This window comes from Bartonella sp. AC62GZZY (genome assembly GCF_042196525.1).
In the GTDB taxonomy this organism is placed as follows: domain Bacteria; phylum Pseudomonadota; class Alphaproteobacteria; order Rhizobiales; family Rhizobiaceae; genus Bartonella.
In genome coordinates this window covers 94,199-113,175 of the sequence record NZ_JBHIQN010000003.1, presented here as the reverse complement: position 1 = coordinate 113,175, position 18,977 = coordinate 94,199, and the positions used below count along the sequence as shown (strand labels likewise).

Genomic DNA, 18,977 nt, shown 5'->3' with positions numbered 1-18,977 from the left:
TTATGATTATTGGTCTTGGAAATGATCTGGTTGATATACGACGTATTGAGAAAATGTTGGTTCGTTATGGTGAGCGTTTTATCCAACGGATTTTTACGGATATTGAAAGAAATAGATCTGAAAATCTCAAAAAAAGCTCCTCTTCCTATGCAAAAAGATTTGCTGCGAAAGAAGCATGTGCTAAAGCCTTAGGAACGGGAATCGCTTGTGGTATCAATTGGAAAGACATGGGGGTAGTTAATTTGCCATCTGGTAAACCAATAATGCAATTAACAAATCGTGCGCAAATGCAACTTCAAAAGTTATTACCTCCTCATCATGATGCAGTTATTCATCTTAGCATAACAGATGATTTTCCTTGGGCACAGGCATTTATTATTATCGAAGCACTTCCACGTGGATAGATGGCGTGAGAGATTGTGCTTTTGTTATTTGAATATTATGATGAAAAAATTATATCTGTGATGAGAAGGCAGTTGGTGATGATCCCAAAAGATAAAGTGCATAAAAAAGAAAAAAAAGGTGGGCTTCTTGAATTTATTTCTGTTTTAATACAGGCTTTGCTTTTAGCAGCGTTTATTCGGACACTTTTTTTCCAGCCGTTTAGTATTCCTTCCGGTTCAATGCGTCCTACTTTGTTGGTGGGAGATTATCTGTTTGTTTCTAAGTATGCATATGGGTATTCTCGTTTTTCCATCCCCTTTTCTCCTCCTCTTTTTTCTGGACGGATTTGGGCATCTCAACCTCAACGTGGAGATGTGGTCGTTTTTCGCTTACCAAGTAATCCGAAGATTGATTATATAAAACGCGTCGTTGGGCTACCAGGTGATCGTATACAAGTCCGTCAAAGTGTCCTTTATATTAATGATGAGGCTGTTTCACGTCACTTTATGGGGGAGATTGATAATTCTGATATAACAGAAGTGAACTATCCTGTTGAGGTTTATCGCGAGACAATGCCTAACGGTGTTAGCTATGATACACTTGATTTAGCTTTCATCCCCAAAGTTGACGATACAGAAGTCTTTGAAGTTCCTCAAGGACATTATTTTATGATGGGAGATAACCGCGACAATTCAGATGATAGTCGTTTGGATGTAGGCTATGTTCCAGAAGAAAATCTTATTGGTCGCGCGAGCGTGATTTTCTTTTCTATCAGTAATGGTTCAAGTGCTTGGCAGATTTGGCGTTGGCCATTTGATGTGCGTTGGAAGCGTTTGTTTTCTTTCATAAATACGGTTCATGATTTGCCGCTTATCAAGCAAGGAAACAACGATGAAACGTCTAATGATTGATCAGCTTGTCAAGCTGACGGGACATCGTTTTAAAGATGAAGAGAGATTAAAGAAGGCATTAACACACTCGAGTGTACAAGATTCGGAACAAGGAAATTATGAACGGCTAGAATTTCTAGGGGATCGGGTTTTAGGGCTTTTGATTGCAGAAATGCTGTATCAACTTTTTCCTCAGGCAAGTGAAGGTGAATTATCAGTCCGTTTGAATCATTTGGTCAATGCACAGACATGTGCTGATATTGCGCGCGAAATGAAGCTTCCTGACATGATCCACGTTGGTTTTGAGATGAAAAATTTCGAAGAACGTCGACTCATCAATATGCATGCAGATGTCGTGGAAGCTTTAATTGCTGTGATATATCTCGATGGAGGATTGGAAAGCGTTCGCCCTTTTATTCAAAAATATTGGCAAAGTCGGGCAAAGAAAATGGATGCTGGTCGACGTGATGCCAAGACAGAATTACAGGAATGGGCGCATATCCAAGGCAATGCACAACCACATTATCAGGTTATAAAACGTTCAGGTCCAGATCACGATCCTGTTTTTATGGTAGAGGTAAATATTGCTGGTTTTGCTTCAGAGATTGGGCAGGGAAGCTCCAAAAGATATGCTGAAAGAATGGCAGCTGAAAAAATTTTGCGACGAGAGGGTGTATGGAAAACAGTGGGAAAAAATGATCATGAGTGACGTTATGAAAACGCGTTCTGGATTTGTTGTGCTTATTGGGATGCCTAATGCCGGTAAATCGACACTGGTTAATCAATTGGTTGGAACAAAGGTTTCAATTGTAACACATAAAGTACAAACAACACGAACTTTAATCCGCGGTATTGTCATTCATGATGATGTGCAAATTGTGTTGGTCGATACACCGGGTGTTTTTCGTCCCCATAAGCGCTTAGAACGAGCCATGGTCTCTGCTGCTTGGGGAGGGGCTAAGAGCGCTGATGTTCTGCTTGTTTTAATTGACGCTCAAAGTGGTCTTTCGGATGAAGTTGATATGATGTTAGATATTGTGAACAATATGAAACAAGAAAAAGTTCTTGTTCTTAATAAGGTTGATACAGTTGTTAAATCATCTCTTCTAGCGTTAACCACTAAAATAAATGAACGTGTAAAGTTTGCGCAAACATTTATGATTTCTGCTCTAAACGGTTCTGGTTGCAAGGATTTACTTCATGCGCTGAGTAACATGATGCAGGAAGGGCCATGGTATTATCCAGAAGATCAAATTTCTGATATGCCCATGCGTCATCTTGCTGCTGAAATTACGCGTGAAAAACTTTTTCTTCGTCTTCATGATGAACTTCCTTATTCCTCAACGGTTGAAACAGAAAACTGGGAAGAGCGTTCAGATGGTTCCGTTAAAATTAATCAAGTTATTTATGTCGAGCGTGAGAGTCAGAAAAAAATTGTCTTAGGAGCAAAAGGCGATACAATTAAAGCGATTGGTCAAGCAGCACGTAAAGAACTCATGGAAATTATGGATCAAAAGGTTCATCTTTTTCTCTTTGTGAAAGTGCGCGATAATTGGGATACCGATCCAGAACGTTATCGTGAAATGGGATTGGATTTTTTAAAATAAGATTTTTAAAAATAATTAAAGTAAAATGAAGTGGAAAGAACAAGCCGTTATACTTGGTACACGCCAATATGGTGAAACAAGTGTTATTCTTGAGATTATGACACGTGAACATGGTCGTTATATGGGAGTGGTAAAAGGGGGGCGCTCGCGTCGCATGGCTGCTCTTCTTCAACCTGGAAATTTTGTGGAGGCTGAATGGTGGGCTCGTTTAGACGAACATTTGGGACTTTTTCGGCTTGAAGCTCTTGATTTACATGCGGCACGATTAATCTGTCTACCAGAAGCACTTTATGCTTTGCAATTGATAGCTTTTCATTTGCGGCTTCTTCCCGAACGTGATCCGCACCCCATTTTATATGATATTTTACACCTTTTTATGCAGAATTTTGATGAACCATTTATCAATGCAGAATTGCTTGTACGTTTTGAAATGCGGCTTCTTGAAGAACTTGGTTTTGGTCTTGATTTATCTTGTTGTGCTGCAACAGGTCGTCAGGAAAGGCTTCATTACGTATCACCAAAATCTGGGCGGGCTGTCTGTGAAGAAGCAGGAGAACCTTGGAAAAAAAAGCTTCTCATTCTACCACAGTTTCTTGTACAAAGAATGACTCGTCCTGCTGATTTTAGTGACATAATCAATGGTTTTATACTGACGGGTTTTTTTCTTATGCGTCATGTCTGGGAGCCACGAGATATAAAGCAGCCGTCAGTGCGCATGAATTTGATACAATTGTTTGAGCGCCAATTTGGTGTACAGGCATTAATTTGTTGATCTGATGATAATTGAATGGGAAAATGAGAATTTTAAAGACAATTGCTGAAGTTCGCCAATATACTTCAGAGGAACGACGTTTAGGTTTTTCGATTGGTTTTGTTCCAACAATGGGGGCATTGCATGATGGTCATCTTGCATTAGTACAGTATGCAAGAGCAATGTGTGATCGCGTAGTGGTTTCTATTTTTGTCAATCCAAAGCAATTTGGACCTCATGAAGATTTTTCTCAATATCCAAGAGATTTGAAGGGCGATTGTGCTTTGTTAAAAGAAGCAGGTGTTGAATGTGTTTTTGCTCCTTCTGTCGATGAAATGTGGCCACTGGGAAATGAGACAATTGTGAAGGTGGAAAAATTATCACGTATTTTGATAGGAAAATTACGTCCAGGGCATTTTTGTGGTGTAACGAGTGTTGTTGCTAAGCTTTTTAACATTGTCCAACCAGATAAGGCTTTTTTTGGGGAAAAGGATTTTCAACAAATTTTAATTATTCGGCGTATGGTTGAAGATTTGGCTTTTCCTATTGAGATTGTTGGAGTTCCTATTTTACGTGAAGCAGATGGAGTTGCGCACTCTTCACGCAATCAGTTTTTAACATTAGAAGATCGTAAAGCTGCCAAAATTATTCCTAAAAGTGGAAAAGCTGCTGAAAAGCTTTACCATGAAGGTGAACGGTCGGTTGATAAATTATGCAAAACTGTTCGTGATATTTTACAACAAGAAACGCGTGCAATCATTGAAGCAATAGATTTACGGGATATGGAAACTTTATGCGTGATCAAAGGAACATTGAATAAACCGGCGGTTTTACTCCTTACTGTCCGCTTTGGTGAGGTAAGACTTATTGATCAATATATATTGCAAGAGAAGGGTGGAAAATGAGTGTACATAAAACCGTAAAGCGTATGACATCTTCCGAAATACGTGCAAGAAAGGGACAACAGCCAATTGTTTCTTTAACAGCTTATCAAGCTTATACTGCGCGGATTGCTGATCCATATTGCGATATCCTTTTGGTTGGTGATAGCGTTGGGATGGTTGTGTATGGGTTTGAGACAACGCTTCCTGTTAATTTAGATATGATGATTTCACACGGGAAAGCCGTGGTGCGTGGATCTCAAAAAGCTCTTGTTGTTATTGATATGCCTTTTGGGTCTTATGAGGAAAGTCCAGAGCAAGCTTTTTTAAATGCATCGCGCATTCTTGCACAAACGGGGTGTGGTGCAGTTAAGCTTGAAGGTGGCGTTTATATAGCCGAAACAATAGATTTTTTGTGTAAACGTGGCATTCCAGTGATGGGGCATATCGGTCTTACACCCCAAGCAATGAATCGTTTTGGTGGTTTTAAAACACAAGGACGCAAGGAGAATGATTGGCAAAGAATTGAAGCAGATGGAGCAGCGATTGAAGAGGCTGGTGCTTTTGCTGTTGTTTTAGAAGCAATGGTTGAACCTTTAGCGGTGAAACTGACGGATAAACTTTCTATCCCTACGATTGGTATAGGGGCGTCCAATCAATGTGATGGGCAAGTATTGGTTATGGAAGATATGTTAGGTTATGGTGCCCATGTGCCAAAATTTGTTCGTCGTTATGGAAATCTTGAACAAGCCATGGAAATTGCAATCAAGAATTATGCAGAGGATGTTACCTCCCGTGCTTTTCCAGCGGATAATGAGGTTTATAAACTAAAATAAATTTCAGTTTAAGATCAGCAGTTTGAAAAGAGAACATTTGTTGTTTTGATAATGAATGTCATTATTTTATGTATTTTGTATGCAATTTGAACTGTGATTTTTTCCATTTCTTTAATGAAGTCACGCTCCTCATGCAAAACAGAGCGCCATTGGGTCGCTAATTCAGGTGCTTTTTTAAAGAAAGCTTTCTAAGGCACCCAATCCTATTTCGCGACGGCGTTCGTGAATAGTATAGTGGTAACTCCCTTATGAAATGTATAAAATTTATAGAGCACTTCCGTCTTTACGCTTCATAAGAGAGCAAGCCGGTATCATCACACACTTTTCCAATTTTCAATGCTGCGACAGCGCTTAGCACTTGAGATGGTTCATAAGAAGCATTTTAACTCTTTCTTTAAAAAATTTTACTCACACGCCAGCCCCGCTTGTGGTGTGCAAGAGAATGATTTTGATTGATCCAATATAAACAGATTTGAAATGAGTGAAGCTTACGATATTAGGAGCTCTCATTCAAAATGAAAAAACAATGAATTATTATTATAAGTCAGTGTGATGAGTCTGTAATGACAAGGAATCAACAATGCGAAGGGGCTATAATCTTTGGACATCCAAGTCATTAAAGCGCGTTAAAAATGCGTTTTCAATGTGTTGGGTAGAATAGGAGGATAAATTCAGATCATCGGGTAAAATATTATTGGGAGAGCCAAAATAGCGAAGGGCTTCTTCTGTATTAAATCCAGCAAGCGTAATCGATTCATAATATGCAGCGATACGGTCGGCTTGTTTAATTTTTTTTAAAAGTTTTTGAGAAAGATCAACGGGAAGAGAAAAGCGCATGTGGATAGCATCTTGGATGCGCTTTTCAACGCGTTCATATTGTTTTCCTATGACAGCTTTAAAAGGGGAAATCATATCGCCGATGACATATTCTGGAGCATCATGAAGAAGGGCATAAAGACATTCATTGCTTCCCGATTGTGGAAAAAGTTTTTGAAATATTTGTTCAACCAAAAGTGAGTGTTGTGCAACAGAATAGGCGTGTTCTCCTCGTGTTTGACCGTTCCAACGTGCTACACGAGCAAGTCCATGGGCAATATCTTCAATTTCAACATCAAAAGGAGAAGGGTTGAGAAGATCAAGTCGCCTTCCAGAAAGCATTCTTTGCCAAGCACGTGCTTCTCCATTTTTTAATAATTCAGCTTTAGCCATGCGTATTTTCTACAGTATTTTCAGGAAAGGTAAAATTCATATTTTCAGCAATATTTATGGTGATAGGAATGTTTTTTACAGTAAAGGGGATGTTATGATCCATAGCATCTTTTACGTGGTCAATACGCAGTAAAGCAAGAGCTTCATTGTCTACACATGTTCCCAAGGATCCAAATACTTTTGTTCCTGCTTCAATGCTAGATTGAGGGGACAATTCATGCTGGCCTTTTACAATTAAAATACGGCGACGTGCTGCTTGGCGGTGGTGCATTCGTGAAACAACTTCTTGTCCAATATAACACCCTTTGTTGAATGCAAGTCCATTTATTTGATCGTAATTAATATCATGAGGAAAGACTTTACCAACTTCATAATCTTGACCACTTTCTGCAATTGCATAACGGATACGCAATTGATTCCACATGTTATGATATTCTGAAGCCAAAAAAGATGTTTTGCCATAGATTCGTATTATTTTTTCTTTTTCTGGGAATCGTTTATCAACAAAACTTGAATCAAAATTTAAAGTATCTGATTCATTTTTCCAAGAAACTGTAACAACTTCTTGGAATGGTTGTGTAATTTCTATTTTTTTACGCAGTTTATAAAGCAACAGACGCTTGTAGAGTATATCAGCTAAAGGCATGATAATATCAATCAAATAACCATCTTCTTTTTTGCCAATAAGAAAATCAGCAAGAACCTTTCCTTGAGGGGATAAGAGGGCTCCAGGGAAAATTTCTTGCGGGTTGATTTTTTTTACATCTGTTGTGATTAGGGATTGCAGAAAATCTGTTGCTTCTTCGCCTGTAATTTGAATAATTGCGCGATTTTTTAAGCAAATGGCATTTTGTTTTTCAATCATGGTTCTTGCCTTTCTGCTCAAAGTTACATAATCGATAAGAGAGGAATATGTAAGGAGCGTGGCTATGTTTAAAACATTTGATACAATTTTTAAAGGTGCAACACTTGTGAATCATGATGGAAGAAGCAAGCGTGATATTGGTGTTACAAATGGCCGTATTGCTGAAATTGGCGACCTTACATGTGCATCGGCAGGTGAGGTGATTAATTGTACGGGGCTTCATATTTTACCGGGAATTATTGATAGCCAAGTACATTTTCGCGAGCCAGGTAATGAATATAAGGAGGATTTGGAAAGTGGCTCGTATTCTGCTGTGTTAGGGGGGGTGACAGCAGTTTTTGAAATGCCTAATACCAATCCATTGACAACATCAGAAGCTACATTAAGCGATAAGGTTAAACGCGCATTTCATCGAATGCATTGTGATTTTGCATTTTGGGTTGGAGGAACGCGTGAAAATGCTCATGAATTGTCTGAATTAGAAAGACTTCCTGGTGCAGCTGGAATTAAAGTCTTTATGGGGTCTTCTACGGGTGATCTTTTGGTCGATGATGATGAAAGTGTACGCCTTATTTTGAAGAATATACGCCGTCGTGCGGCTTTTCATTCTGAAGATGAGGCGAGGCTCAAAGAGCGTAAAATACTGCGTATTGAAGGGGATGCATCATCACATCCGATTTGGCGTGATGAAGTTGCGGCATTAAAATGTACGCAGCGTTTGGTAAAAATTGCTCATGAGACGAAGGCTCGGATTCATGTGTTACATCTTTCGACAGAAGAAGAAATTGATTTTCTAAAAAAACATAAGGATGTTGCAACAATTGAAGTGACACAACACCATTTGACGCTCACGGCTGATGATTATAAGCAATTTGGTACATTAATTCAGATGAATCCGCCTATTCGTGAGCCGCGCCACCGTGAAGCTCTTTGGTACGGTGTTCAACAGGGGATTATTGATGTTTTAGGCTCAGATCATGCGCCTCATACTTTGGAAGAAAAGCTTCAATCTTATCCTTCTTCACCTTCAGGAATGACAGGGGTGCAAACAACAGCAGCAATTATGTTGACACATGTGAATGCAGGAAAGATATCTCTTGAGCGTTTTGTTGATCTCACGTCACATGGCCCTAGTCGTATTTTTGGTATAAGCTGTAAAGGACGCCTTGCTGTTGGATACGATGCTGATTTAACAATTGTTGATCTTAAGCGAGAAGAAATTATTACGAATGGCTTAATTGGTTCGCGTGCCGGTTGGACACCTTATGATGGTAAAAAGGTTAAAGGTTGGCCTGTTGGGACCATTATCCGTGGTATGCGTGTGATGTGGGAAGGTGAAATTGTTACTTCTTCACAAGGAGAGCCTGTTAAATTTATAGAAACTTTGGTGTAAATAGATTAAACTTTATAGGTTTTATTTTATTATGCCATAAAACATCGCCTTTTAGAGCGGTGATATAAGGCATGCTAGCTTCCTTGGCACATAAGTATTTTTTTAAGTGTATGGTGAATATTTTTAGACTTGTTTGTCAAGCCTTTAGTACTTTTAGTTTAAGTAATAACATGGGTGAGAAGCCAAGAAGAATCTGTTCAACAAGAACCCAGCCTATTGATAAACAAGCTCTGAGGGTGGGCAGGAAGCCAAAGAACGATTTTGTTCAGGGGAAAGATGCTCACAAGAATAAAAACGTGTCGAGGAATTATTTTTCAAAAACTTCTCTATTTTCAGAGTAGATTTACAGCTCCCCTCATTTGTGAGAGAACATGGTTGATATTGCTGAAATTGAAGAAGACACTTTTTGTATAGATTAATTATTTATAATGCATGAGGAGGTTTTCGGATAAAGTTCTTCCTTCCTCAACGTATCTTTGATTGGCTTCAATTGCTGCTTGTGTACAATGATGATAATTTTCTGAGAAAGCACGGTATGCTTCATTAAACGCTTCATAAAAATAAGCGCGTCTTTGTGGGATAGGCTTTTCTGCTTCAATCAATGCGTTCATGTAGTCATACCATTGGTTTGTTGGAGTCTCGCAAAGATTTTGAAGAGAATGCAGAGATCCCAAAATTTCCGCTAGTCGGAGTAATTTTTTCTCATAAGGTGGAGATTGTTGCGCAAAGGTTGGCATTGAACTTACAATGAATATTAAAATAATGATGTTCATCAATCTATTACGCATTATTGTTATTGTTTTCCTTGAATAAAACTCTGTACAAATAAAATAATTGTGTCATGAAAACGATGTCAAAAAATAGGGTTAATTGTTACATTATTCTCACTTACTTATAAAATATAGGGCGTAAGAGACAGTAAGGAAACCATAATGAAATATTGAAAATACTGACGGAGTTTTTTGTAGTGAAAAATTTAAGATTTGCTTCCTGCAATCTATTTTTCACATAAATTTATAGTGTAACGCCTATAGAATTTTTTAAAGCTCGTTTTCTTCAAGGAGAGAAAAAATCTCTATCTACAGAATGCTTTTGTCTAATCAAATAAAATAGATTGTTTTTACGATCAATGATGGATACAGCCGTGAATACAATGGGAAAATGATAAGAAAAATTTACTATAAGATAAAAGTTCTAGCCTAAACCGCATAATGCGATAATTTGAGGTAAGATACATTTAAAAAGAGCGGTGCGTGGTATCGTTCATGGAGCCAATGATGAAAGAGTTGCGATTTTATAATACGCTAACACGTAAAAAAGAAAATTTTACACCAATAGATGCGACAAGAGTACGTCTTTATGTTTGTGGACCGACAGTTTATGATTATGCACATATAGGAAATGCACGCCCTGTCATTGTTTTTGATATTTTATTTCGTTTATTGCGTCATGTTTATGGCAATGAGCATGTTCTATATGCACGTAATATTACAGATGTTGATGATAAAATTAATGCACGAGCAGCTTGCGAATATCCAAACTTGTCACTGAATGACGCTATTCGTCAATTAACAGAACGTACATATTCTCAGTTTCAACAAGATACAATAGCACTTGGTTGTCTATTGCCAACCAGTCAGCCGCGCGCAACCGAGCATTTAGAGGAGATGCGCTCTTTAATTGAAAGGTTGCTTGAAAAGGGGCACGCTTATGAAGCGGAAAATCATATATTATTTTCTGTAAGTAGTATAAAAAATCCTCCCCATTATGGGGCATTTGCAAATCGTTCTTTAGATGAAATGAGGGCGGGGGCACGTATTGATGTTGCTGCTTATAAAAGGGAAGAGATGGATTTTGTTTTATGGAAGCCTTCTGAGGAAGGAGAACCAGGTTGGAAATCACCGGGCGGAATTTCTGTTTTAGGTCGTCCAGGTTGGCATATTGAATGTTCTGCAATGTCAATGGCAAAGTTATTAGCGCCCTATGGTGGTGGTTTAACTTGTGATGATCCGACCGCCAATATTTTTGATATCCATGGTGGTGGACTTGATTTAATTTTTCCTCATCATGAAAATGAGATTGCACAAAGTTGTTCAGCTTTTGGGACGGAGCGAATGGCTAATTTTTGGATGCATAACGGCTTTTTACAAGTTGAAGGTAAAAAGATGTCGAAAAGCTTTGGCAATTTCATAACTATTCGTTCTGTTTTAGAGAATAATTTTTTGGAGTTTAATGGTATTTTATCCGATGAAATGAAGCAAAATTGGGCTGGTTTGTCTGCGCGTTTTTCGATGTTGCAAACACATTATCGTGAACCATTAAATTGGACAGCACAGCGTTTAATACAATCGAGCAGCGAACTGTATCGTTGGTATGAATTGCTTCGCAGCAAAAAGAGTGAGATGAAAAACAATGAAGTAGTTGATGATACTTTGATAGATGCACTTAGTGATGATCTTAATACTCCAAAAGCACTGACTCTTTTGCGAAAATTTTATAAAGAAGGAGATGCTTTGGCTCTTGTTAATGGGATGAATTTATTAGGACTGTTACGAAAAGAATGGATTAAAGAAATAGACTGCCCATTATTTACAAGAAAAACTTTTCTTGATTCAAAATTTATTGATCAGCGCATTGCCGAAAGACTACAGCTTATCCATAATAAAGAGTGGGAAGCTGCGGATATAATTCGTGATGAGCTTGCAGCTGAGGGGGTTCTTTTAAAAGATAGTAAGGATCCGCAGAGTGGTAAGCGCATAACCGTGTGGGAAATAAAGCGACACTAATGTCTCTATTCCAGCAGCTCTCATGAAAAAGGAGAATATGATGGAATTTTTATATCATTATGGGTATGTCGCACTAAAATTAGTTGTAGGCCTTATCGCTTTCCTCTTGATTTTAAGAACCACAGGTCGTGGTAGTCTTAGTCAAATGACGCCAGTTGATTTGGTAAGTAATTTTGTGATGGGAAGTATCATTGGAGGCGTTATTTATAGTCCGGATGTTAGCAGTATTCAATTATTGATCGTCTTATTTATTTGGCAGACTTTGGTCACCACTCTTAATTTTCTGATGCGCTATTCAGTTTTTTTTCGTCGTCTCATTGCAGGACGTCATATTGCATTGGTTTTAGACGGAGTATTTCAAGTGGATAAGATTAAAAACTTAGGTATCAGTGTGAATGATCTGATTACAATGTTGCGTATTAAAGGCTGTAGTTTACACGAAGCTGCTTTCGTTCGTTTAGAAACCAATGGCGATTGTTCCGTTATTAAAAAGGAAGAAGGAAAGAAGTCTATCATTTTAATACAAAATGGCGAAATTCTTGATAAGGGGCTGAAAGAGATTGGTAAAACAAAAAAGTGGCTTCATGCAGAACTGAAAAAAAAGCATGTAAAAGTTGAAAATTTATTTGCAGCAGAGTGGTATGAGAATACAGACCCAAATAATAAATTATATAGTGGATTATTTCTTGTTCCTCTTTCAAAAACAGTCTAACTTCAAACAACGAGTAGGTATAGCTTATTGGAAGCATAATGAAGAGATGAACCTATAAACAACCACAGGGGGGTGTTTTGCCTTTTTCGTGTGGATGATAGAGAAGTAAGGGCTTTATGAAACGTAATGAAATAACAAAAACTGTATCATCAGATACGGGGAAAACTCTGCGCACACTTTACAATTTATGGCCTTATATGTGGCCAGTAGATCGGCGTGATCTAAAAATGCGTGTGCTATGGGCAATATTTTATCTTGTTTTGGCCAAGTTCGTTCTCATATCTGTACCGTATTTCTTTAAATATTCTACGAATGTGCTTGATGCTAGCTTTCAATTACCTGAATGGTTTCCATCCAATTGGATTATTCCCATCATGCTCGTTTTGGCGTACAATGTTGCACGTATTATGCAGGCTGGATTAAATCAATTACGCGATTCTCTTTTTGCCACTGTTGGTCAATATGCTGTTCGTCAATTAGCTTATAAAACCTTTGTACATATTCATGAATTATCTTTGCGATTTCATTTGGAACGCCGAACTGGTGGGCTTTCTCGCGTGATTGAGCGTGGTACAAAAGGAATTGAAGCTATCGTAAGATTTTCAATTCTCAATACAATACCGACAGTTTTAGAATTTATATTAACAGCACTTGTATTTTACATAAGTTATGGGTGGTATTATCTTCTCATCGTTGTTGTAACGGTTGGGTTATATACCTTGTTTACCATTAAGGCGAGTGATTGGCGCATTCGTATTCGGCAACAAATGAATACAGCGGATACTGAGGCGAATACGCGCGCTGTTGATTCTCTCTTGAATTTTGAAACGGTCAAGTATTTTAGCAATGAAACTCTAGAAGCTGATCGTTTCAATGCTTCTATGGTATGTTATGAAAAAGCCGCAACAAAGATTTGGACATCATTAAGCTGGCTTAATTTGGGTCAGGCTCTTATCTTTGGTATTGGAATGACGATCATAATGCTGATGTCAGCTTATGAAGTTTATTATAAGACACAAACTTTAGGAGACTTTGTTTTTATTAATGCACTTTTAATGCAACTTTCTATTCCACTGAATTTTATTGGTTCAATTTATCGTGATGTTCGGCAAGGTTTAACGGATATTGAAGCGATGTTTGATCTTTTAGATGTTCAACAGGAGATTGTTGATAAATCGGACGCCAAACCGTTAGAGATAAGCGATGGAACCATTCGTTTTCATCAGGTAAAGTTTTCCTATGATTCGACGCGTCAGATTCTTCGAGATATTGATTTTGAAGTCCCTGGAGGAAAAACAGTCGCTATTGTTGGTCCATCGGGTGCAGGGAAATCAACTATTTCTCGGTTGCTTTTTCGGTTTTATGATGTTGATTCGGGCTCTATTACAATTGACGGGCAGGATATTCGTGATGTAACACAAAAAAGTTTGCGCGAAGCGATAGGCATGGTACCACAAGATACGGTGTTATTTAATGATACAATTGCCTATAATATTTGCTATGGGCGTCCAAGTGCTACAGATGAAGAGATGCGCAAAGCTGCTGAAATGGCACAGATCTCAAAATTTATTGAGATATTACCAGAAGGTTTTCAATCTATGGTAGGAGAGCGTGGTCTCAAATTATCAGGTGGTGAAAAACAACGTGTGGCTATTGCACGGACACTCTTAAAAGCCCCCCCACTTCTTATTCTAGATGAAGCAACAGCGGCTCTTGATACGGCGACAGAACAGGAAATTCAACAAGCATTGGATATTGTAAGCCGTGGACGTACAACATTGATTATTGCTCACCGTCTTTCTACGGTTATCAATGCTGATGAAATTTTGGTTCTTAAAAGTGGTCGTATTATTGAAAATGGGACACATACAGAGCTTTTACGCAAGAAAGGTCTCTATGCTTCAATGTGGAATAAGCAGCTTGAAGCATCGCAAGCTGAAGAAAAATTACGTAAAATGCGTGAAGAAGATGAGACGAGTGTTGTTAATCGTAAAAAATAAATAGAGCAAAATGTAATCTATATCTTTATATGGAGTGATTGATTAAATACATAAAAAGACACAAGAGGAACAAAAAGCTTTGTTGCTTGTTTAAGTTTACGATGAATAGGAAATTATATGAGTATTCTGCAATCTTTCCATAATAGCTTTGTACCGGTTCATAAAGAAGGTTATCCTTTTATTGTAGCGTTTTTTGTTATTTCGCTCATTCTTGGTTGGATATGGAGTCCGTTTTTTTGGTTTGGTCTCGTTCTCACGGTGTGGTGTATATACTTTTTCCGTGATCCAGATCGTGTGATCCCTTTGAATTCAAATTGGGTGATGTCGCCTGCTGATGGGCGTATTTCATGTGTGGAATCATGTGTTCCACCTGAAGAATTAGGTTTAGGGAAAGATGAAATGATCCGTATTTCTATTTTTATGGATGTTTTTTCATGCCATATTAATCGTATTCCTATCAGTGGTACAGTAGAGTCTATCGTTTATCATCCAGGTCGATTTACCAATGCTGACTTTGATAAAGCTAGTCAGTTTAATGAGCGTAATGGGGTGGTAATTGATAGCAAACATGGTAAAATTGGTGTCGTACAAATAGCGGGAATGGTTGCGCGCCGGATTGTTTGCTGGTCAAAAGAAAACGATGCCGTTATGACTGGTGAGCGATTTGGATTGATTCGTTTTGGTTCTCGCCTTGATACTTATATACCGACTGAAATGAAATTACGTGTTGCAGTTGGACAGACAGCAATTGCTGGAGAAACGGTTTTGGGTTCTTTTGATGATAAGAGTGCCACAACGGACTTCAGATACGATTAGGACTCACAATGAAAAATTTTTCGCCATTTTCTTCATTCAATCCTGAGGGGCAGCATGATGATGTTGCAAATCGGCGGCGTTCACCTACATCAATGCGGTATGTCATTCCTAATATCATTACTATTTTAGCAATTTGTGCAGGGATGAGCAGCATTCGTTTGGCTTTTGAACATCGCTATGAAGCTGCTATTTTAATGGTGCTTCTGGCCGCAGTTTTAGATGGTGCTGATGGTCGCATTGCCCGTTTAATAGATGGTAGTTCATCTTTTGGGGCACAGATGGATTCTCTTGCTGATGTTATAAATTTTGGTGTTACCCCTGCACTCATTGTTTATTCTTTTATCTTGAATCAAGCGAATCATATTGGGTGGGTTGCTGCCCTTGTTTATTGTGTTGCTTGTTGTTTGCGATTAGCACGTTTTAATGTGATGTTAGATAATCCCAATATACCTAAGTGGCAGAAAAGTTATTTTGTTGGTGTTCCTGCACCAGCAGGAGCATTATTGCTTTTATTGCCTACTTATTTAGGCACTCTTGGTTTGGTTCCCAATTGGGGGTGGGCATTATTTTTTAGTCTTTATACTGTAATTATTGCTTTTCTTTTGATTAGTCGTTTACCAGTATGGAATGCAAAAACAATTGACCAAAATTTAAGGCGCGATATCGTTATACCGTGCATGTTGGTCATTGTTATTTATGTCGGTTTTCTTGCGACTTACACATGGAAAACTTTATTGATTACAGCGGTTAGCTATATGATTTTTCTCCCCTGTAGTTTTATCGCTTATAATAAACGTGCTACTTTAGAAGAGAAAAAGACTGATACTAAAGCTATCCAAGAATCATAAAGTGTCTCATTCTTCTATTGAGAAGCACAGGAAAAAGAGAGAGTCAAAAGATTTACTTCTCATATGATGATCAATCAGGTATATGATAATCTACAAACCGATTTTTACGGACATTAAAGAGTTTTCCAGTTTCTTTTAAATCAGGTGATAACAAATGGATTATCTTTTTTGCAATCTCTTGTGGTGAAGGGAGAGTTTGTGGATCTTCACCGGGCATAGCTTCAGCGCGCATGGCAGTGCGTGTGGCACCAGGGTTGACACAATTAATCTTAATAGGGGTTTGTTTGAGTTCTTCTGCCCAACAGCGGGCAATCACCTCTAAAGCCGCTTTAGAGGCTGCATAAGCTCCCCAGAAAGGGCGCGCAGCATGCGCAACGGTTGAGGATAACAGGATGGCTCGTCCAGCGTCAGATTCACGTAATAAAGGCTCAACGGCTTTCATTAAGCGCCATTGGCTGAAAAGATTTATTTGAAAAACATCTTCAAATACTGTGTTTTCAATATGTGCTATTGGTGAGAGTGTTCCAAGAATTCCTGCGTTTGCGACGATAATATCAAGTTTTTTCCAGCGTTTGGCAATTGAGATAGCAAGGGTATCGATGTTTTCCATATGATGCAAGTCAAGGGGAACAAGGGTTGCATGAGCCCCTTTTTTTCGGATTTGATTATCTAATTCAGTAAGTCCACTGACTGTTCGTGCAAGAGCAATAATATGAGCGCCGCGTGCAGCAAGCTCGAGTGCCAAATAATAGCCAATCCCTCTTGATGCGCCAGTAACAAGTGCAACACGCCTATGGAGACTAAAGTCACGTTTTGTCATCATTAATCTCTTGTTTTTAGAACAGATGATTGATGAATTTTGGAGAGATTTTCTTGATCAATCAGATGCGTAGGATAATATCCAGTAAAATAATGGTCAGTAAATTGTGGATCGGCGTTATTCCGTTTTTCCCCTGCTACAGCAAGATATAATCCATCCGTTGAAAGAAATTCTAATGAATCCGCTCCAATAAAATCACACATAGATTTTAAATCTGGATATTGATTTGCTAAAAGGTTTTCAGCTTTAGGTGTATCAATACCATAAAAGTCAGGATAAAAAATCATAGGGCTAGAAATGCGCATATGAACTTCTTTTGCTCCTGCATCGCGAAGCATTCGTACAATTTTAAGGGATGTTGTTCCACGGACAATAGAGTCATCAACCAGAATAACACGTTTTCCTTCAATCACAGGACGGTTTGCCGAATGTTTTAACTTGACGCCAAAAGCGCGAATTTGTTGTGTTGGTTCGATAAAAGTGCGGCCAACATAGTGATTACGAATAATACCAAGCTCGAAGGGAATTCCAATTTCTTGTGCATAGCCAATTGCGGCAGGCGTTCCTCCATCAGGAACAGGAACCACAACATCACCCTCACAAGGGGCTTCCTGTGCTAAACGGATTCCCATATTTTTGCGTGTTGTATAAACACTACGTCCTCCAACGATTGAGTCTGGACGGGCAAAATAAACATATTCAAACAAGCAAAGTTTTTCTGGTTTTGTATTTTCTGGTTTTATAATTTTTTTCGTAATTTCCCCATTTTTTTGTATTTCACATATGATGATTTCTCCATTTTTAACATCACGGACATATTTTGCTCCAATAATATCAAGAGCACAAGTTTCAGAACAAAAGATAGGCTTACCATCAAGTTCCCCCATCACGAGAGGTCTAATTCCTGTTGGATCGCGTGCCGCAATAAGCTTTGTACGTGTGAGCGCTAACATAGCATACCCACCTTCTACTTGCCGAATCGCATCAACAAAACGATCAGAGGACGATTCATAACGTGAGCGGGCGATAAGATGGAGAAAAACTTCTGAATCTGACGTTGATTGACAGATAGCACCAGAAGCGATGAGTTCACGGCGTAATGTGAGGCCATTGGTAAGATTACCATTATGCGCAATAGCAATACCTCCAACTTTCAATTCAGCAAAAAGGGGTTGAACATTGCGTAATGCCACTTCTCCAGTTGTTGAATAACGGGTATGTCCAATAGCACGATTTCCTGGTAAGCGCGCAAGTGTTGCAGGGTTTGTATAGTGATCGCCAACAAGACCTAAATGCTTTTCTTGATGAAATATTTTATTATGGTAAGAAACAATCCCAGCTGCTTCTTGCCCACGATGCTGAAGTGCGTGGAGTCCAAGAGCTGTTAATGTTGCGGCATCTTCATGCCCAAGAATACCAAAAACTCCACATTCTTCATGAAGGGTATCATCATCTAATGAAAATTCTTGACAGAAAACATCGCTTTTTATCATCATATTCTTTCAGTTGTGATATGGAGGAATCATTAATATCACATTTTACATCATTTAGTTTTCTTTCCTCATGAAAAACTATTCTCTATTTTTTGAAAATTATCTTTTCATGAGAGTGTTGCTCATACGTATGTTTATTGCTGTCTTTAAACAAATTTTCCGTCTTTTCGAGAACAGATCCAATATCTTTGGGGAGTATTTCCCAAACTTTTTGTCCCAATGAATCTAAAATAGGTCTTGTTTTTGCATTTTTTAACCAATTCGCTTGAAGATCGGGTTTAATCAGTGCATTAATCAGCAACATACCGATGACCATGATAAGTAAACCACGAAGTGCTCCAAAAATAAAACCAATAGCACGGTCAAGAATACCAATTCGACTATCAATAATAAAATCAGAGATCTTCATTGTAATAATTGAAGTAATAATGAGAACAATAATAAAAATTGTGACCAATGTTGTGATCAATGCAATCATTTTATTAGAGAGATATTGTTCAAAGAAAGGTAAGACAGGTTTGAATAAAAACAGTGTTGTAACAGCTGCAACTGCCCAAGAAATCAACGATAACACTTCACGTGAAAATCCTCGAAGCATAGCAAGAAAAGCGGACAACAGGATGATTACTACGACAATTCCATCAAGGATTGTTATGATCATTTGTTTGTTCCTTATACATAAAGTT

General features: G+C 38.3%; 19 protein-coding genes. 13 read left to right on the top strand and 6 right to left on the bottom strand.

Translation table 11 applies throughout. The features are described from left to right. Positions 1-2: 2 nt before the first annotated feature. The 7 genes from acpS (at position 3) to panB (ending at position 5,349) form a co-directional block, all read left to right on the top strand. Positions 3-404 carry a holo-ACP synthase gene (gene acpS, locus ACFIML_RS03335; protein ID WP_375606308.1) on the top strand — a complete coding sequence of 134 codons (402 nt, stop codon included), beginning with the start codon at positions 3-5 and terminating at the stop codon, positions 402-404. Positions 405-482: 78 nt separating this feature from the next. Continuing rightward, complete coding sequence (gene lepB, locus ACFIML_RS03330; RefSeq protein ID WP_375606307.1) at positions 483-1,295, top strand: signal peptidase I; 813 nt, start codon at positions 483-485, stop codon at positions 1,293-1,295. Then, positions 1,276-1,983, top strand: a complete 708-nt coding sequence (gene rnc, locus ACFIML_RS03325) for a ribonuclease III (RefSeq protein WP_375606306.1) — start codon at positions 1,276-1,278, stop codon at positions 1,981-1,983. The genes lepB and rnc overlap by 20 nt, the downstream gene beginning before the upstream one ends. After that, the gene (era, locus tag ACFIML_RS03320; RefSeq protein ID WP_012754937.1) at positions 1,976-2,881 is read left to right on the top strand and encodes a GTPase Era; all 906 of its coding nucleotides are present in this window, start codon (positions 1,976-1,978) and stop codon (positions 2,879-2,881) included. The genes rnc and era overlap by 8 nt, the downstream gene beginning before the upstream one ends. Positions 2,882-2,906: 25 nt before the next feature. Then, positions 2,907-3,653, top strand: coding sequence for a DNA repair protein RecO (gene recO / locus ACFIML_RS03315; RefSeq protein ID WP_375610149.1), 747 nt, complete (start codon positions 2,907-2,909; stop codon positions 3,651-3,653). A 23-nt stretch (positions 3,654-3,676) separates the two neighbouring features. Further along, positions 3,677-4,537, top strand: coding sequence for a pantoate--beta-alanine ligase (gene panC, locus ACFIML_RS03310; protein ID WP_375606304.1), 861 nt, complete (start codon positions 3,677-3,679; stop codon positions 4,535-4,537). Then, positions 4,534-5,349 (top strand): 3-methyl-2-oxobutanoate hydroxymethyltransferase, encoded by an 816-nt coding sequence (gene panB, locus ACFIML_RS03305; RefSeq protein WP_375606303.1) that lies wholly within the window; start codon positions 4,534-4,536, stop codon positions 5,347-5,349. Before panC ends, panB begins: the two co-directional genes overlap by 4 nt. Before the next feature lie 591 nt (positions 5,350-5,940). Here the strand turns inward: panB and ACFIML_RS03300 are convergent. Both ACFIML_RS03300 and ACFIML_RS03295 read right to left on the bottom strand, forming a co-directional pair. After that, a complete protein-coding gene (locus ACFIML_RS03300) occupies positions 5,941-6,558 on the bottom strand; it encodes a YfbR-like 5'-deoxynucleotidase (protein WP_375606302.1) in 618 nt (205 codons plus the stop codon). Continuing rightward, on the bottom strand, positions 6,551-7,423 hold the full coding sequence (locus tag ACFIML_RS03295; protein WP_375609142.1) for a YgfZ/GcvT domain-containing protein: 873 nt from the start codon (positions 7,421-7,423) through the stop codon (positions 6,551-6,553). Before ACFIML_RS03295 ends, ACFIML_RS03300 begins: the two co-directional genes overlap by 8 nt. 64 nt (positions 7,424-7,487) lie before the next feature. Between ACFIML_RS03295 and ACFIML_RS03290 the strand changes: the two genes are divergently transcribed. Beyond that, complete coding sequence (locus ACFIML_RS03290) at positions 7,488-8,816, top strand: dihydroorotase (protein WP_375607715.1); 1,329 nt, start codon at positions 7,488-7,490, stop codon at positions 8,814-8,816. 419 nt (positions 8,817-9,235) lie between these two features. Here the strand turns inward: ACFIML_RS03290 and ACFIML_RS03285 are convergent, their stop codons facing one another. Next, the gene (locus tag ACFIML_RS03285; protein WP_375606299.1) at positions 9,236-9,604 is read right to left on the bottom strand and encodes a TIGR02301 family protein; all 369 of its coding nucleotides are present in this window, start codon (positions 9,602-9,604) and stop codon (positions 9,236-9,238) included. Positions 9,605-10,093: 489 nt separating this feature from the next. Between ACFIML_RS03285 and cysS the strand changes: the two genes are divergently transcribed. The 5 genes from cysS to pssA all read left to right on the top strand — a co-directional run bounded on the left by cysS (position 10,094) and on the right by pssA (position 15,978). Beyond that, on the top strand, positions 10,094-11,602 hold the full coding sequence (cysS, locus tag ACFIML_RS03280; RefSeq protein ID WP_375606472.1) for a cysteine--tRNA ligase: 1,509 nt from the start codon (positions 10,094-10,096) through the stop codon (positions 11,600-11,602). 40 nt (positions 11,603-11,642) lie between these two features. After that, complete coding sequence (locus tag ACFIML_RS03275) at positions 11,643-12,314, top strand: DUF421 domain-containing protein (protein WP_375606471.1); 672 nt, start codon at positions 11,643-11,645, stop codon at positions 12,312-12,314. 116 nt (positions 12,315-12,430) lie between these two features. Next, on the top strand, positions 12,431-14,314 hold the full coding sequence (locus tag ACFIML_RS03270; protein ID WP_375687358.1) for an ABCB family ABC transporter ATP-binding protein/permease: 1,884 nt from the start codon (positions 12,431-12,433) through the stop codon (positions 14,312-14,314). Positions 14,315-14,431: 117 nt separating this feature from the next. Further along, complete coding sequence (locus ACFIML_RS03265; protein ID WP_375610157.1) at positions 14,432-15,130, top strand: phosphatidylserine decarboxylase; 699 nt, start codon at positions 14,432-14,434, stop codon at positions 15,128-15,130. Between the two features lie 8 nt (positions 15,131-15,138). Next, complete coding sequence (pssA, locus tag ACFIML_RS03260) at positions 15,139-15,978, top strand: CDP-diacylglycerol--serine O-phosphatidyltransferase (protein WP_375687356.1); 840 nt, start codon at positions 15,139-15,141, stop codon at positions 15,976-15,978. A gap of 70 nt (positions 15,979-16,048) precedes the next feature. Here pssA and ACFIML_RS03255 read toward each other — a convergent pair whose 3' ends face one another. The 3 genes from ACFIML_RS03255 to ACFIML_RS03245 all read right to left on the bottom strand — a co-directional run bounded on the left by ACFIML_RS03255 (position 16,049) and on the right by ACFIML_RS03245 (position 18,952). Beyond that, positions 16,049-16,798: an SDR family NAD(P)-dependent oxidoreductase gene (locus ACFIML_RS03255; RefSeq protein ID WP_375606470.1), complete on the bottom strand. Its 750-nt coding sequence runs from the start codon at positions 16,796-16,798 to the stop codon at positions 16,049-16,051. Between the two features lie 2 nt (positions 16,799-16,800). Beyond that, positions 16,801-18,294 carry an amidophosphoribosyltransferase gene (gene purF, locus ACFIML_RS03250; protein WP_375606295.1) on the bottom strand — a complete coding sequence of 498 codons (1,494 nt, stop codon included), beginning with the start codon at positions 18,292-18,294 and terminating at the stop codon, positions 16,801-16,803. A gap of 82 nt (positions 18,295-18,376) precedes the next feature. Then, positions 18,377-18,952, bottom strand: coding sequence for a CvpA family protein (locus ACFIML_RS03245; protein ID WP_375606294.1), 576 nt, complete (start codon positions 18,950-18,952; stop codon positions 18,377-18,379). Positions 18,953-18,977 lie beyond the last annotated feature (25 nt).